Source organism: Peribacillus sp. FSL H8-0477, from assembly GCF_038002765.1.
GTDB lineage: Bacteria > Bacillota > Bacilli > Bacillales > DSM-1321 > Peribacillus.
Window position 1 is genome coordinate 261,566 of sequence record NZ_JBBODE010000002.1, and the last position, 15,751, is coordinate 277,316.

Genomic DNA, 15,751 nt, shown 5'->3' on the forward strand with positions numbered 1-15,751 from the left:
AGATTATATGGCCGTAAAATACAAAGAAATAGCGGATGAGTTAGAAAAGGATATTAGGGCTGGAAAGTTTGACGAAACAAAAAAGCTTCCGACAGAAGAAGAACTGATTAAGAAGTATGAAGTGAGTAGAAATACGATCCGAAAAGCCATTACTCAGTTGGTCAATCGAGGTCTTGTCTATCAAGTACAGGGCAGTGGAATGTTTTTGAGGGAAAAATCGGAAACGGATTTCATTAATTTAGGCAGTCTTAGAGGTTTAACAAAGGATTTGACCTCCAAAAAAGTTGAGACAAAAGTTCTGGCTTTACATGTGGTTGAAGCAGATGAAGAAATAGCCAAACAATTACGTTGTGATATAGGAACAAAGCTGTATTATAGTAAGCGGTTAAGATTAGTAGAAAATGAGCCGTTCTCGATTGAAATAAGTTATTTTAAAAAAGAGATTGTCCCTTATTTAAACGAAGAGATTGCATCGAATTCCATCTATCGTTATCTTATCGAGGACTTAAAACTAAACATTGGCTTTGCGGATAAAGTCATTATTTGCGAAAAAATTAACGAGGAAAATGCGGGCTTGCTCCAAGTTAGTCCATTAGATCCGGCCTTAATTATTGAAAACACAGTATGTCTAACGAATGGAACGATCTTTGAATTATCCAAGTCACTTTTTCATTATCAAAAAGCAAAAATCTTAAATCGAATTAACTTTAAATAAATGCTCAGGCTTTCCAATTCGCTAACGTGATGGAAAGCTTTTTTCTTCCTTCAAGTTTATAATAATGTAAACGCTTTCTATATAAGGAGATGAAAAAATGAAGATTGTGATAGCTCCAGATTCATTTAAAGGAAGTATCTCTAGTATGGATGCTGCATTGTCGATTGAACGAGGGATTTTGCATGCTTATCCTCATGCGGAAACCGTCCTAGTACCTGTTGCAGATGGCGGTGAAGGAACAATGGAGAATTTAGTTGCAGCAACAGGTGGTCATAAAACCAAAGTTCATGTTATCAATCCGCTGAAAAAGCCAATTGAGGCTGAGTTTGGAGTACTTGGTGATCAGCAAACATGTATTATCGAGATAGCAGCTGCTTCAGGATTGAATTTAGTCAGCATTGGTGAACGCAATCCGTTAAAAGCATCGACTTACGGCACTGGACAACTCATCAAAGCTGCCTTAGATGAGGGATATAGAAACTTTATTCTTGCGTTAGGCGGGTCGGCAACGAATGACGGCGGAGCGGGAATGCTGCAAGCACTCGGTGTTGAATTAAAAAATAGCGCAGGGCAAGAACTGGATGTTGGCGGAGGCGAATTAGGTCAGCTGCAGCAGCTATCAATCAAAAATTTTGACCCGAGAATAGAAGAAAGTCAGTTTATTATTGCGTCAGATGTCGAGAATCCTTTTGTCGGTCCTACGGGTGCAACGTATGTATTCGGTCCCCAAAAAGGAGCGACAGAAGCGATGGTCAAGGTGCTGGATGCCAATCTTTTGCACTTTGCCAACAAAATTGAAGAAAAAATGGGCGTCAGACTTCATGACAGCCCAGGTGCAGGAGCAGCCGGGGGAATTGGCGGAGCTTTTCAGGCATTCTTCCCTTCAACATTGAGAAGAGGGGTGGACGTTGTGATGGAGTATACAAAACTCGATGAACAGTTAGAAAATGCGGACCTAGTCATTACAGGAGAAGGGCAGGTCGATTTTCAAACTGCATATGGAAAAACACCAATGGGAGTCGCTCAATCAGCCAAAGCAAAAAATATACCCACCATCATCCTAGCAGGATCCTTTGAAGGAAAGATTGATTCACTCTACCAATACGGAGTGATAGGGGTATATAGCGTGATGAATAAGTCGATGACCTTGGAACAGGCAATGAAGGATGCGAGTCTATTACTAGAGAAAACAGCGGAACAAGTTTGCCGTACCTATTTTTTTAATCGAGGAGGAGACTGCTCGTGAAAACGCCCCTAATGAGAGGCAGAAAAAATTGCCGATTCCTTATCAATATTTAGAAAAATGAGTTGATGCATCTGTAAGCTTTTGGGTACTAACGCCAGATCCAGAGATAAATCCAAATTACGAGGTTAATCCTGATTTAAAAGCTAACATAGACACTAAAGTTACGCCAGATTCAAAGCTAGATATGATGCCTGATGGAGATACGGACCTTCATAAACGCCTAAGACCATTTCCTTCCCGTTAAATTTTATTACTGAGAAGAGGATTTAATTTGAAAAAAAGTCTATTTTCGAAACTAGCATATCTATATTCTTCTATCGTTTTTGTCGCATTCTTAATCTATGTGTTTAGTATAGCGGATGAAAATTGGACAGTAGATTTTCAAAAACATAAAACATTTTTCACACTATTTTTCGGTTTATTTATAATCAGTGCAATATTATTAGGAATTAATTTAGTAAGTAATAAAGACAAGAAAGATAAAATTCAAGGAAAAACAATAGTCAGCGGTCTGACTTTGGTCGTGTTTTTCATTGTATGGAGAGTTCTAATGGAGATTTTTTAAATTGGGGTAAATGAAAAAAATATTTTCTATTTATTGATTTAGTTAGGTGGCACTTTACGCAGGTGCCGCTTTTTCTTTATCAAATTGTAAATAATTTTGTGTCGCAAGTTACCAATCTAAATCAAATGTCGGAGGAGAATAAATCTAATAGGAGGGAGAAATGAAGATACATTTAAATAAAAAAGTTTTTCTGTTGTGCAGTCTGTTCTATTTACTTTTTTCTTTTATTCTAGTCCTACCAGTTTCTGCAGAAATTAGTGAAATAGAAACGAATAAAAATACCATCTCTAAAACGGAGATCACTGATGCAACAAATGGGGGATAAAAGAAATAGGTAATAAAATTAAAGATCAAGTTAGAGAGGCTGTAGATTGGGTAGTCGATGAAGGAAAAGATTTCTTAGGTTGCTCCTATTCTTGATGCTGAAGGTAGTGTTGCAACGTTGCATCATTCACAACAAAAAGGTGTTGGACCATTATATGAAGCTTCAACTAGGTACCATAATATCAGTAATGCTAAAAGAGCTCCACTACATCCTTATAAAGGAAAGTTAAACCCATTTTATCCAATGGATGAGACAACTAGAGGAGCATTTCAAAAAGTAGATTCTATTAATTATTGGAAAATACGAGGAGAAGAAGCTTTAGGAGGAAAATAATATGAGTATTTTGCCTGAGAGACTAGATGAAGTTCTAGGAGAAGAAATATATAAACGTGAAGATAGCAATCTAGTACAGGATGCCTTAATTAGGTTAGGTGTAAACGTGTCAGATAATTTCCAAGAATTTTATACCCAGTATGCAGGACCTTTTTGGGAAGAGCATGTACCGTTTGAATTACTAGATATAGCAGATGAAGAAAATAATATTGAATCATACACACTCATTTCAAGAAAAGAACATGGTTGTCCAAAGCAGTATCTGATTTTAAGTCAAATGTCAGCAAATGCTGTATTAGTGCTGGATACTGTAACAGATAAAGTTTATATAGTTAATTTTGAGGGTGGAGATGAACTGCTTTTAAAAGGAGAGCTAAAGGAAACTTGGTCATCGTTTTTTGATTTCTTGAAGGCATATTTTAATTGTTAATTATGGATCAATAAAAGATTATTCATAGATACTTAAAACCTTGATTGCTATTTGCCTTTCAACGTTTTTAAATGACCTTAAGTATCTTTATGATTAAATCAATAATTGAAAGAGGCTGTTACGTGGGAAAATATGCTTTTTAACTTAGCCTTTGGAGCAGTGATGGGACCATTAGCAGCTAAGCTGTTTAGTAAGCCAGGAGTGAATCAAGCAATAAAAGGGCCAGGCAAATGGCTGGCAACCATACTAGCGAAGAAAACAGGAAAACCAATAGGAGCGATTTCGAGTTCCATTAGCTCCGCATGGCAAACAGTAAAGGCTACCGCCTCTATTAGTGCCATCAGCAGCCTATTAATCGGAGGGTTTGACAGCTTCAAGCAGTATAAACAAAATGGCGAAGTAGATTGGAAGAAAACAGGCCAGCGAACAGCTATGATTTTCACAACGACCTTGATATTCGGAGTTGCCCTAGGGCTTGGACCGAAGTTCATGATGAAAGGGTGTGCCTGCGATGATCCACAAGTTTCGCAGGTGCAGCAGTCGGAGAAGAGTGTTACTGAAAAGAGTGTAACTAAGGGTACGGGTAAAAATAGGCAGATAGACTATACGAGAGGTTTTGACGTAGAGCCTAAATATAGCTCTTATGAATAAAGGGTAAAAACTACCCCCGTTAATAGAGGTAAATGGAGTAACGAACGAGCAGAATCATTATTTATCTCTGATAAGACCGGTGAAATTAAAAAATATCTTGATGAAGCTGGTGTTGATGGAGTTGAGTACAAAAACGGAATCCCAGACTTTTCTCCATTTTCCAAAGGTGAAATTAAATTAGAAAACATGACTAATGATAGAAAATCAAACTTTTCGACTGCTGACGAAGAATTGGCTAAAAAGTGGAGTACACCAGAACAAAAATGGACAGCAGAAGATATAGCTGATTGGCGAGAAGATAATAAATATACTTGGCATGAACTTAATGACTTGGAAACAATACAATTGGTACCAAGTAAAATCAATAGTGTTTTTAAACATTTGGGTGGAGTTGGCGAATATAATATAAAAGTTAAGTTAGGAGAGTAATTAGGATGACAATGATTAGTGATGATTTATTTGGAAGGCTTGAATATAAAAACAACTTCTGGAGAGGAAAAACAACTATTAGAATGTTTGATTTGGAAAAGGAAATACTTTTAAGTGTTGATGCACATGAAAATGCTGATTTTTCGAATGTACAGCGAGAAGCATTTCTTAACTTTATTCAAGATATGAAAAACGTAATATATGAGGCAGAAGAGCAAGTATATGATTACTATAGTGAGAACTATGAAGAGTATAGAGAGATGTTAGGTAATAAATCAGAAGCAGACAATTTTGCTCCGAAAATTGATTCTATCTCAGATTTAAAAAGATTAGTGAAGCCAACTGAATTAATTGTAAGAAGAGTAAGGAAGAATGGGAAAAGAAGACTAGGTTTGCTTTGCGATGTCTCTTGGGATATTGAAAATGGATTGGGAATAAAAATTGAAGATGAAATTGTAGAAGAAGTAGGTTATCAAGATATTGTACTATAACTTACCAAATATAAATGATGTTAAGATTGACTTTGTATGGCTAACAGCTCATTCAAGGTTTTTTTACGAATAAATAATAGATGAAAGTAAGATAAAAAATAAAGAAATAACTAACGACAATAACAAAGCTCGTGGCGATAAACAATGGGTAACGTGAAAGAGAGTTGTAATATTGCCTTAGCTTTTGAATTTTGGGTTGTACTTCTACAAAAGACGGTCGTATAATACTCGCTATTCGTTTTAAAAGAGTTACGTGTATTATAAATGTATTTTTTAATAAAACACATAAAGATGCACAACCCAAGCCTAGAGTTCTTGGACCAAATGGAGGTAGATAACAATCTCATCATGGTCTACAGCAGGAATGGGCAAAAACCAACCTTAGTCAATATGGCTATACCCCTAATCTCGCTCCAACAGTTACTCTCGAAACAGGAAAAGGATTACCGCATACTACTATAAGTACTGCTCAAAATGCTAGAAGGAATGCCAGAGTTGCTATGGGAAAAGGTAAGTGGAGTTCTTATATACAAGAAGAATTACAGTATTTAGTGGGGGATTTTACAAAAGCAGGTTATAATCGTTCAACCATCGAAGGGGTCTTAGAACAACAATATGAAATGCTAGATAAACTAAAAGTACCTTATAAAAGGATTGATTATTAATGAGAATATTTGATGATTTAAATGAAATATATACACTAGAGGCCACGGATAGATCGGCAACAGATGAAGAAATAAAGCAATTGCAGGAATTTTCTCCGGTAAGTTTACCATTGGATTATATTAGTTTGTTACAAGAGGCAACAGATGTAGAAATAACCGTTGAAAATGGGAAATTAATTAGAATTTGGGGGATTTCTGGTATGAATGGTGTTATTGAACTTAATGACGCCTATGAAGTTCAAAAAAACATTTCTAATTCATTGGTAATTGGTGATGATAGTGGTGATATGGCATTAATGCTTCTTAATGGTAATGAGGGATTTGGACTATATATAACTGGGTTTGGTGACCTAGACCGGGAAACTGCTATAAAGATAGCGCCAACTTTGAATGACTTTCTTATTGATAAAGTCGGTGTAGAAAATTTTTTATGGTAAAAAACTAAAAATTAATAACGTGAAGTAATTATAAAGTAATATGACTTAAGGTTTAAAAACCTTGATTGGCTGTAAGCCTTTCAGGGTTTTGATATGACTTTAAATATAAAAATGTTTACTAGATTAAGAGCAGCCTTCCATCACGATTCCTGTATGAATATAACTGTTCAACTTGTAAGTGTAAACCTTTTCAAAATTTTTAATAATGAATAGATATGTATTTTTTTGTTATAAATGATAGAAAAAAGTTTTGTTTTTGTAGGAAGTGGTATGTATTAATTGGGTTAATATACCTTATGATGATAATTTTGGTATCTTAAAGTAGTTTTTGACGATAGTGGTTAACCTTTTTAGTGTCTGAATGTATAGGGGAGTGTTAAGGAACATGGGGAGAAAGAAGCAGATTTTGATTGTGTTAATGAGTATATTCTTTATTTCTGCATGCAGTGATAAGCCGGTTGAATCGGAAACAGGTAAAGAGGTCGAGACAAAAGAGAAAAAAATGGAGCAGAAAGAAACGACCAAACCAGATGAAAGAGATACAGCCTTTCTTCTGTCGGAGCTGCCAGCACCTACTTGGACGGTTCAGGAAATTGTCCATGCAGCTGCGGGTGAATTTTCGGGTCAAGATTTTTCTGATTTAGAGTTGGAAAAACAAAACAAAGCGGTGGCACTTCTAAAAGAACTTCCGAAAATCGGGAAAAATCCAACAGAGGATGAAATTGAACTTTACTGGCGGAAGTCGTTAGAACTCTTTCATGAAGACTACCCAAATCCAGCGAATGTGTTAGATGAGATAGCGATCGAGTCATTTGGCAATTCTGAAATCGAAGATGAACGGTATCAATTTAAGGATAAACTAAACGTAGAAATTATTCTGGATGCCAGTGGAAGCATGGCGAAAAAGATGAACGGCAAGACGATGATGGACACGGCGAAAGAAGCGATTGAAGAGTTTGCCGGCGCCCTGCCTGGGGGGGCAAATATTGCCTTGCGGGTCTATGGACACAAAGGGAGTAATGAAGACAAAGATAAAGAAGTATCGTGTAAAAGTAATGAATTAGTTTATGACATGCAATCATATGACCAAACGAGTTTGCAAGATTCATTGAATCAATTTAAACCAACTGGTTTTACGCCTCTAGCGAACGCATTGACAGAAGCAAAAAAAGATTTAGAAAAACTAAACAGTGATGAGAATACCAATATTATTTATGTAGTTAGTGACGGCGTGGAAACCTGCAATGGTGACCCTGTAGCTGAAGCTAAAAAACTGGCTGAATCGGATATCCAGCCGATAGTAAATGTCATTGGATTCGATGTCGATAGCGACGGTCAAAACCAGCTGAAAGAAGTGGCTAAAGCAGCAAAAGGACTATATGCGGATGCGAAGAACCAAGAACAATTGAAGGAAGAACTAGAAAAAACCCAAGAGATTGCGAAACAGTGGGAGGAATGGAAAAGAGACGCCGTGAATGGAGCGTCCTCACAACGCTATGAGCAGATGCGTAAGAATATCCCTCGTTTCGGTATTGAATGGGGCGATGCAAATAGCTTTGAGAAATTTAATATGCGTCAACCACTTAATATGCTGAAAGACGAGGGTCATATCAGCCGCACAGCTTTTCAACTCTTATCTGATAAAACGAGTGAGCGCTACAGTCATATAATGGAGTTACGAAAAGAAGTGGAGAACGATTTGAGAAACTTAGCTGATCAAAGTTTTGAAGAGGCACGAGAAGAAATTAATCAGAAATATAAAGAAAATAGTGAATAAACATTGATAGGGAATTCATACGTTTTTATAGTAAAAAAACAAATTCTGTAAAAAATAGCTTTAGACGACACGATATAAGGTGTCGTCTTTTTGGGCTTTTAAACTGGCTGAATGGACCCGTAAAGAGTTGTTTAATTACGATCCAAGCATATATTTTCCGCTTTGCTGATGTAAATCGTTTGGATTTTCATCCAAACTTTGTTATCCTAATATAAGAGTGTGTGTAAAAGCACAGATATATGTAGTGAAAGCCCATTTATATTTTGTTCGTTTAGCTGTGCAGGTAGTTTCCTCTTTTATCCTATCACATCGTTTTTTCCTACAAGAATTGATCAATTAATTAGATACGGATGTTTAATAATACGTATGGGAATTATACCTCTACGCACAGTGCCTTGTGTAAGCGTAGAAAACTCCTTTTAGGCAATAGCAATTTTACTATAAATGAAACCAAGTTTCATTCCTTTCTCAACATACTGTATATGCAAAATTCCCTCAGTTGTTTTAGTTCCCTCTCCGGAGAACTTAGTAATCACATACTTTATTCTTTCAATATAATCCTGAATTGAAAAATTATTCTTCCTTGTGGTTAGTGGGCTGGCGTATGTTAGCTGCTTCATTGTCCATCTTTGGTGTTATTACGTTCTAACATCAATGTGATTTGTAAGGGGAATAAGCTTGTGCAAGGATAGTGAAATTCATCAGAAAAAGAGGAAATACAGCATAACCGAATATCATCTGGGCAACTATTAGAATGAGGTGACTTAATGAAACCAAATGTAGAAGTTAGAAATGTCTCGAAAATTTTCGGGAAATCTCCAAAAACAGCTGCTGATTTGTTAGTCCAAGGTAAATCAAAGAAAGAAATTTTGAAAAAAACCGGACATACAGTTGGGGTTAATAATGTGAATTTCGAAATATACCCTGGTGAGATATTCGTCATTATGGGATTGTCGGGAAGTGGGAAATCAACTTTAATCCGCATGTTTAATCGGTTGATTGATCCGACGATTGGTGAAATTCTTATTGATAATGAAGATATCGTTAAGATGAATTCAGCTCGATTAAGAGAAGTTAGACAGAAGAAGATTAGTATGGTCTTTCAAAACTTTGCTCTTTTTCCTCATAAAACGATTGTCGAAAATGCTGAATATGGACTTGAAATTCAGAAAGTTGATCCAAAAATACGGCGTGAAAAAGCAATCAAAGCACTCGAAGTTGTTGGGTTAAAAGGGTACGAAAATCAGTTGCCATCGCAACTTAGCGGCGGTATGCAGCAACGCGTAGGTCTTGCTCGTGCGCTTGCAAGTGATACCGATATCTTGTTAATGGATGAAGCGTTCAGCGCTCTAGATCCATTAATTCGTAAAGATATGCAGGATGAATTAATTGAAATCCAAGAGCAATTCAAAAAAACGATTATTTTTATCACTCATGATCTTGATGAAGCGCTAAGAATTGGCGATCGAATTGCGTTAATGAAAGATGGCAGTGTGATTCAATTGGGCACGCCCGAACAAATTATGATGAATCCTGCCAATGAATTTGTAGAGAAGTTCGTTGCAGACGTGGATCTATCGAAAGTACTGACTGCATCCCATGTGATGATTCGACCAGAGAAAGTAACGGTTGATAGAGGGCCGAGGGTTGCTCTAGAAATTATGCGTAAACAAGGTTATTCCAGTATATTTGTCGTGGATCGTAAGCAGAAGTTATTAGGGGCATTGTCTGCTGAACAAGCACGTCAAGCGATGGAACATGACCTCTCTATCTCTGAAGTGATGTCAACAGATATCCCAACGGTTCCAGAGGATCAACTACTGGCTGATCTTATGGATGTAATTTCAACCTCATCAGTACCCATATCTGTAATAGATGATGAACATAGAATAAAAGGAATCGTCCTTCGTGGGCCAGTTATTGGTGCGTTAGCGGGAAATAAAGATTCTTTAAATGAATTGGAGAGTGAGTAATTCAATGAATATACCGAAAATCCCACTAGGAGCATGGGTAGATTCTTTAGTGGATTGGATGACGATTGCATTTGCTGGATTATTCTCACTTATAACCAATACGATTGAAGGTCTCTTAAATATTTTAGTGGATGTTATGAGTGTAGGTCCTTCTATTGTTTTAATTGTTATTCTAACGCTATTGGTTACTTATACAAGTAAGTGGCCGCTCGGACTATTTACTTTAATTAGTTTACTATTAATTGATAACCTGGGTTATTGGGAATCAAGTATCCAAACCCTTGCCATCGTTATCTTATCAGGTTTCCTGACCATTTTAATTGGGATCCCCATTGGAATATGGTGTGCCCAAAATAAAACGGTTAGAAAAGTGGTAACACCTATTTTAGACTTCATGCAAACGATGCCGGCCTTCGTCTATTTAATTCCAGCCATTTTATTTTTTGGTATAGGCGTAGTACCAGGAATCATCGCATCGTTTATTTTTGCTATCGCTCCGACGATACGCATGACTAACTTAGGGATACAAGAAGTACCGAATGAATTAATCGAAGCATCTGATGCCTTCGGTTCTACAACGACTCAAAAGTTATTTAAGGTGCAGCTTCCAATTGCCACACCGACGATCTTAGCAGGGGTCAATCAAAGCATCATGCTTGCTCTGTCTATGGTCGTTACAGCATCATTAGTTGGGGCGCCTGGGCTAGGGGCAGATGTTTACCGGGCTGTTAGTCAAATTAATGTAGGACAAGGTTTTGAAGCCGGATTATCGATTGTTATTATTGCGATTGTTCTCGATCGTATTACACAAAACCTGCGTAAGCCGGCATATGAACATATTATTAGCCGAAAACTTATTTCGATCATTATGGTTGTACTTGTAGTTGGTACAGCAATCTTCACGATGATCTCTAAGGAAGCTGCTATAACAGGGGATAAAGATAATATCGGTGCTCAAGTCGATTATGAAATTGTCGGGATTGAACCTGGAGCAGGATTAATGAAATTGACGAATACGGCAATAGAGGATTATCAGCTAGATGACTGGACGCTTATTGAAGGTTCTTCAGCAGCCATGGTTGCTGAATTGAAAAAAGCTCTAGATAAAAAAGAACCTATTGTTGTAACCGGCTGGTCGCCGCACTGGATGTTCTCTTCTTACGATTTGAAATATCTTGACGATCCGAAAAAGTCGTTTGGCGGTTCTGAAAATATTAATACCGTTGTTCGAAAAGGTCTAGAACAAGATGCGCCTGGTGCGTATACGATTCTCGATCAATTTTATTGGGAAACAAGTGATATGGAAGAAGTAATGGTCGATGTTGCTGGGGGAATGTCTTCAACTGAAGCAGCAGAAAAATGGATAGAAGCACACCCAGATGATGTGGCCAAGTGGACAAAAGGTGCTAAAGCTGGAAATGGTGAAAAAATCCAACTGGTTTATGTAGCATGGGACACTGAAATTGCCAGTACAAACGTAATTGGCAAGGTTCTTGAGCAAAACGGCTATGATGTGACATTAAGTCAAGTAGAAGTAGGCCCGATGTTTGCGGGGGTAGCTAATGGCAGTGCCGATGCAATGGTGGCTGCATGGCTCCCAGGAACACATCTAGAATTTTATAATAACTATAAAGATGAAATAATTGATCTGGGACCAAACCTAAAAGGAACGAAAAATGGATTGGTCGTACCTGAGTATATGGATATTGATTCTGTTGAAGATTTAAAATAAGTAAAGATATTGTCCTAAAGGGTCATTGGAAAATGACTTTTTGGGACATTTTTTTATTTATGCACATAAAGTCAGCATGTAGGTTTAAATTTGGTATTAGTAATTGAGGTGGATACATAAAAATCACGTAGGGGAATCTGAAAAATATTTAAAGGAAATTTTAGAAAATGAATGAATATATAGAGGAGAAGTAAATTTAATCAATCGATTGATTAAATGAGTGTGAAAGGAGTGGGTAAATGAACAAGCCTCTAGAAAGAACAGATCTTGATGAAAGAAGGCAAGTCTTTCAGCAGGAATTGGATACCCTTTGGGAGAAACGATTAATTCCAAAAACCGATTATATTCGAATCGGGAGTACATATGACCGTCATTATCATCAGTTGGTCCAGCATCTACATAATCAGCAAACCGTTAAGGAGAAAGAAGCAGTTAAACAAGATCAACCTGCTGTCATAGAAGAAACTAACCCAGAGAGAGTAGAATTATCTACATCTACTGGTCATGTGGTTGAGAAGCAGGTAGAACATTCATCTCCAAGTCAAACGGAGACGATGGCACCTGTTTATCAAGCTGCACCAATTAAAGAAAAAACACAGGAACAGATTAGAGAAAGAAACATTACAGCTGTGTTAATTACAGGTGTTATTCTTTTATTGTTTGGTGGTCTGATATGGGCAACATCTACATGGGGAAGTTTAAACTCACTTCTTAAAGTGTTTTGTATTAGTGCGGTTTCAGTCTTCTTTGGCGGAATGGCGTACCTTGCTGCGAGGCTCAAGATTAGACAGACGTCTTTTGCCTTTTTAACGTTGGCAAGTCTGTTTGTTCCGATTGCCCTCCTTTCTGCTTCTTATTATCAGATTTTTGGTCCTTACTTATCTCTTAAAGGAGACGGGCGCAGCCTCTTCGGCTTCTTAGGGGGTTTGCTTTGTTTGACCATTTATTACAAAATAGCTTCTCGATTCACATCGAAATTATTTATCTCTATTGCATTAGTTACTTTTGTTATCACGTTCATCTTTGGGTTTAACTATTTGGCTCCTACTTTGGAAGTGCTTTGTCTGCTTATTACGGTGTTCAACCTGTTATTACTTTGGAAAATGGACACGATTCGTGACTGGCCTTTTCTCGCGGTATTTCGGCCGTATTTTTTCGCTTTTGTACAGTTTAAGATTTTTGTAGAAGGTTTCATGGTGTTTACCCTATTTAGCAGCACCGTTATTTATTCGGTTAGCTTATTACTATCGTCCTTGTTGTTTTTGATTTTGGCGGTTAAGTATAAAAAACGTTATTTTAACTTTGTGTTCAGTATACTCTTCACTTATGGTTATACTCATTTTATTTACAATACCATTTTGGAAGAAACGGCTGTCATTGCGTTTGCCTGTCTACCATTGATTTTTACAGCCTTACATGTCTGGCTGGTACGTACCAATCCATACCTCGGAAAAAGCTTTGCTTATACGAGTATGACGGTAAGTCTCCTTAGCTTTCTGTATATCAATGCCTTTTCTTATCAAGAGCATTATGCGCAGATTGTTTTAGCTCTTTTGATAATTGCAGCTCAGTACATCTTCTATGCTAATCGGGAGCAGAAAGCTGTGTATACCTATCCAGTCATCGGTCTGGTTAATTTAGCTTTGGTCTATCTAGGTCTCGCATTCAATGTATCCTTGGCATCAATCGTCACTTCATTATTTTTAATTCAAGTGCTCAGCTATCTAGGTTTCTATCTATTTAATTATCTAGATCAATTAAGACTTTATAAGCAGGGTGCTTTACTTTATTCGAGCGGGATTATGGTCTTCATTTTGCTGATTAAATTTGCCCAAATGGATTGGCTTATTGTAAGTCTATTCTTAGCCATCGTTTCAGGCCTATTTTTACTAACGGATGTTAAAAACCAATCGAATTGGAGTAAGCAAGCAGGTCCTTTTGGCTTTATCATAGCGCTGACGGTTTCTCTGAATAGTCTCTATCTGTATGCTATTGAAGTCAGTCTTTGGTACGAAGAGACGATCATCATAAGCATTCATCTAGTTGGGATCTCATTCATCATACTGATGTTAGGGTATTTATTACGAAACTATTCTAAGCGATACTTTCACGTTGGTTTTCTGACTGGGCAAGTTATGGCTATGCTAGCCTTTATCTCAGTCTATATCGGTGAGTCCCATCCATTTGTGATTACTGACATCATGCTGATTGTCACAGCAATCAATCTGACCTCTGTGTATCTTTATCGGGAGCACCCCTTATGGTTAGCGGTCATTTTCACAAGCTTTGGTGTCTATTTTTCCCTATTCGATTTGATTGGTTCAACCAATAAAGAGTTCATTACCGCTTTCTGTTTATTTGCTTCACTATTTTTTATGTTGGTTTCAGAGTTTATCAGGAGATATTCAGAAAGTGGCCGAACCTATTATTTTTGGTTTAGTCATTTAGTAAATATAGTAGGCGTTATTCTTGGGATTGGTCTTATATATAGTTTTGATTCTTCCCCTTTCTGGTACTTAATGCCGCTAAGCCTTTATTGTTTCAGTGCCTTAAGAGCTAAGGTGAATTGGGAGCAATATAGTTTTACTTATGTAGGTTTCTTAACGCTATTTGTTCAGACAATGTTGTTCTTTAAAGATATCCAAAATACAGCCTACCTGACAGCATATGCTTTTGCCATTTCAGCTGGAATCATTAGTGTGTTGTGGTTGTTGGGAAATGATAAATGGAAAGATATCATTGGCTATTACTTAATTCCATATTTACACTTTTCCATGATTGTCTATATTTCTGAATCCTTTATAAATGGGTTTCCAAGTTATTGGGCAGCGGTTTTTTGGATCAGCAGCGCGGTATTGCAGCTTATATTTGCAGGATACTTATTGTTGAAACGTAAATGGAGCCACGCAATTGCAGGGACACTGTTCCTTAGTTTTCTTTTCTTTTCTATGTATGTCCAAACCTTATCGCTCATGGCTTGTCTATCAGTACTCTTAATGTTAACTGCCTTGATGACAGGGTTGAGCAGTAGATGGGTAAAGGGTCTGGTGGTTCGAAGAGGTGAGAAAACCCTTGTAGATTTTTATAGGGTTTTTGGGTTGATTTATCTTATTCAGTTAAACTATCAGTTGATGAACAGCCAGTCCACTAATGCTGGATTAGACATTGGTGCAGCTAGTTTAATCCCACTTTATTTCTTAGTTATTCGCACGTTTACGAGTAAGCAAGCAGAAAGACAGGGGTATCTCTCGGCAGCGCTGATTTTGAGTCTTTTTCCGTATCAAACAATATTGGAACAATTTACGATACCTGAAGTCATTCAAGCAGAAGTTTGGATCCTGCCACTTCTCATTATTAGTTCACTCTTGCTAAGGAAGCTCTACAACATGGGAGAAACCACGCAACAAATTGAAATAGGCGTTGTGGCTTTTTTCTTTTTTCTCTTAATTGTTGATGCGGTTCGAGGAGATACGTTGAACGATGCCTTAGTTATTGGGACGATTTCTCTAGCAGCGATTTTATTTGGCTTTAGTAGAAGATATAAATCTTACTTCTTGGCTGGAATAGGTACTATTTTATTAAATATTTACATGAATACAAGGTCTCTATGGGGTTATCTTCCGTGGTGGTTGTATTTAATTATCGGTGGTCTACTTCTTATCTCCATCGCAAGCTATTTTGAATGGAAAAAACAAAAAGAAAATCGTACATCTAAAGAGATTCTTGAAAAAAATAAACAACGATTTATGAAATGGTTTCATCAATGGAAGTAAGAAAAAATGAATGCCCTAAAGCATGAAGCTTTAGGGCATGGCAATTAGGCAAATGTCATAATAAATCCTAAAACAAGAGCGATTAGGATAACGGTTATAAAGAATTTTTTGAACATGATTCCTCCAGATGATGTTTTCGTATGCTTGTTAGTATATCATGTTTTCAGCATTCTCAACCCATGGTAGAGAAGGTCAGCCTGATTGAAACG

Annotated in this window: 15 protein-coding genes and 1 pseudogene; 15 read left to right on the forward strand and 1 reads right to left on the reverse strand. The window is 37.1% G+C overall.

The features are described from left to right. The first annotated feature begins 7 nt into the window (after positions 1–7). From MHI18_RS13100 to MHI18_RS13155, 12 genes and pseudogenes are all read left to right on the forward strand, one after another. A complete protein-coding gene (locus MHI18_RS13100; RefSeq protein ID WP_340847949.1) occupies positions 8–715 on the forward strand; it encodes a GntR family transcriptional regulator in 708 nt (235 codons plus the stop codon). 97 nt (positions 716–812) lie between these two features. Next, positions 813–1,961 (forward strand): glycerate kinase, encoded by a 1,149-nt coding sequence (locus MHI18_RS13105; protein ID WP_340847950.1) that lies wholly within the window; start codon positions 813–815, stop codon positions 1,959–1,961. Positions 1,962–2,232: 271 nt separating this feature from the next. Further along, positions 2,233–2,526 carry a hypothetical protein gene (locus MHI18_RS13110; RefSeq protein WP_340847951.1) on the forward strand — a complete coding sequence of 98 codons (294 nt, stop codon included), beginning with the start codon at positions 2,233–2,235 and terminating at the stop codon, positions 2,524–2,526. Positions 2,527–2,686: 160 nt separating this feature from the next. Beyond that, positions 2,687–2,851 (forward strand): hypothetical protein, encoded by a 165-nt coding sequence (locus tag MHI18_RS13115; RefSeq protein WP_340847953.1) that lies wholly within the window; start codon positions 2,687–2,689, stop codon positions 2,849–2,851. A gap of 117 nt (positions 2,852–2,968) precedes the next feature. Continuing rightward, positions 2,969–3,184 (forward strand): hypothetical protein, encoded by a 216-nt coding sequence (locus MHI18_RS13120; protein WP_340847954.1) that lies wholly within the window; start codon positions 2,969–2,971, stop codon positions 3,182–3,184. Between the two features lies 1 nt (position 3,185). Continuing rightward, positions 3,186–3,614, forward strand: a complete 429-nt coding sequence (locus tag MHI18_RS13125; RefSeq protein ID WP_340847956.1) for an SMI1/KNR4 family protein — start codon at positions 3,186–3,188, stop codon at positions 3,612–3,614. A 132-nt stretch (positions 3,615–3,746) separates the two neighbouring features. Further along, positions 3,747–4,265 carry a hypothetical protein gene (locus MHI18_RS13130; RefSeq protein ID WP_340847958.1) on the forward strand — a complete coding sequence of 173 codons (519 nt, stop codon included), beginning with the start codon at positions 3,747–3,749 and terminating at the stop codon, positions 4,263–4,265. Between the two features lie 84 nt (positions 4,266–4,349). Further along, positions 4,350–4,694, forward strand: a complete 345-nt coding sequence (locus MHI18_RS13135; protein ID WP_340850289.1) for an HNH endonuclease — start codon at positions 4,350–4,352, stop codon at positions 4,692–4,694. Positions 4,695–4,699: 5 nt separating this feature from the next. Next, complete coding sequence (locus MHI18_RS13140; RefSeq protein ID WP_340847959.1) at positions 4,700–5,185, forward strand: DUF6985 domain-containing protein; 486 nt, start codon at positions 4,700–4,702, stop codon at positions 5,183–5,185. 350 nt (positions 5,186–5,535) lie between these two features. Further along, a pseudogene (locus tag MHI18_RS13145) lies at positions 5,536–5,850 on the forward strand (pre-toxin TG domain-containing protein); the annotation flags it as partial. After that, complete coding sequence (locus MHI18_RS13150) at positions 5,850–6,287, forward strand: SMI1/KNR4 family protein (protein WP_340847960.1); 438 nt, start codon at positions 5,850–5,852, stop codon at positions 6,285–6,287. The pseudogene MHI18_RS13145 and the gene MHI18_RS13150, both read left to right, overlap by 1 nt. A gap of 385 nt (positions 6,288–6,672) precedes the next feature. Continuing rightward, on the forward strand, positions 6,673–8,064 hold the full coding sequence (locus tag MHI18_RS13155; protein WP_340847961.1) for a VWA domain-containing protein: 1,392 nt from the start codon (positions 6,673–6,675) through the stop codon (positions 8,062–8,064). A 419-nt stretch (positions 8,065–8,483) separates the two neighbouring features. Here the strand turns inward: MHI18_RS13155 and MHI18_RS13160 are convergent, their stop codons facing one another. Further along, positions 8,484–8,684 (reverse strand): hypothetical protein, encoded by a 201-nt coding sequence (locus MHI18_RS13160; protein WP_340847963.1) that lies wholly within the window; start codon positions 8,682–8,684, stop codon positions 8,484–8,486. A gap of 147 nt (positions 8,685–8,831) precedes the next feature. Between MHI18_RS13160 and MHI18_RS13165 the strand changes: the two genes are divergently transcribed. The 3 genes from MHI18_RS13165 to MHI18_RS13175 all read left to right on the forward strand — a co-directional run bounded on the left by MHI18_RS13165 (position 8,832) and on the right by MHI18_RS13175 (position 15,542). After that, positions 8,832–10,037: a quaternary amine ABC transporter ATP-binding protein gene (locus MHI18_RS13165; protein ID WP_340847964.1), complete on the forward strand. Its 1,206-nt coding sequence runs from the start codon at positions 8,832–8,834 to the stop codon at positions 10,035–10,037. 4 nt (positions 10,038–10,041) lie between these two features. Then, on the forward strand, positions 10,042–11,769 hold the full coding sequence (locus MHI18_RS13170) for a glycine betaine ABC transporter substrate-binding protein (protein WP_340847965.1): 1,728 nt from the start codon (positions 10,042–10,044) through the stop codon (positions 11,767–11,769). 239 nt (positions 11,770–12,008) lie between these two features. Further along, entirely contained in the window at positions 12,009–15,542 is a 3,534-nt protein-coding gene (locus tag MHI18_RS13175) for a hypothetical protein (protein WP_340847966.1), read from the forward strand. Positions 15,543–15,751: the final 209 nt, after the last annotated feature.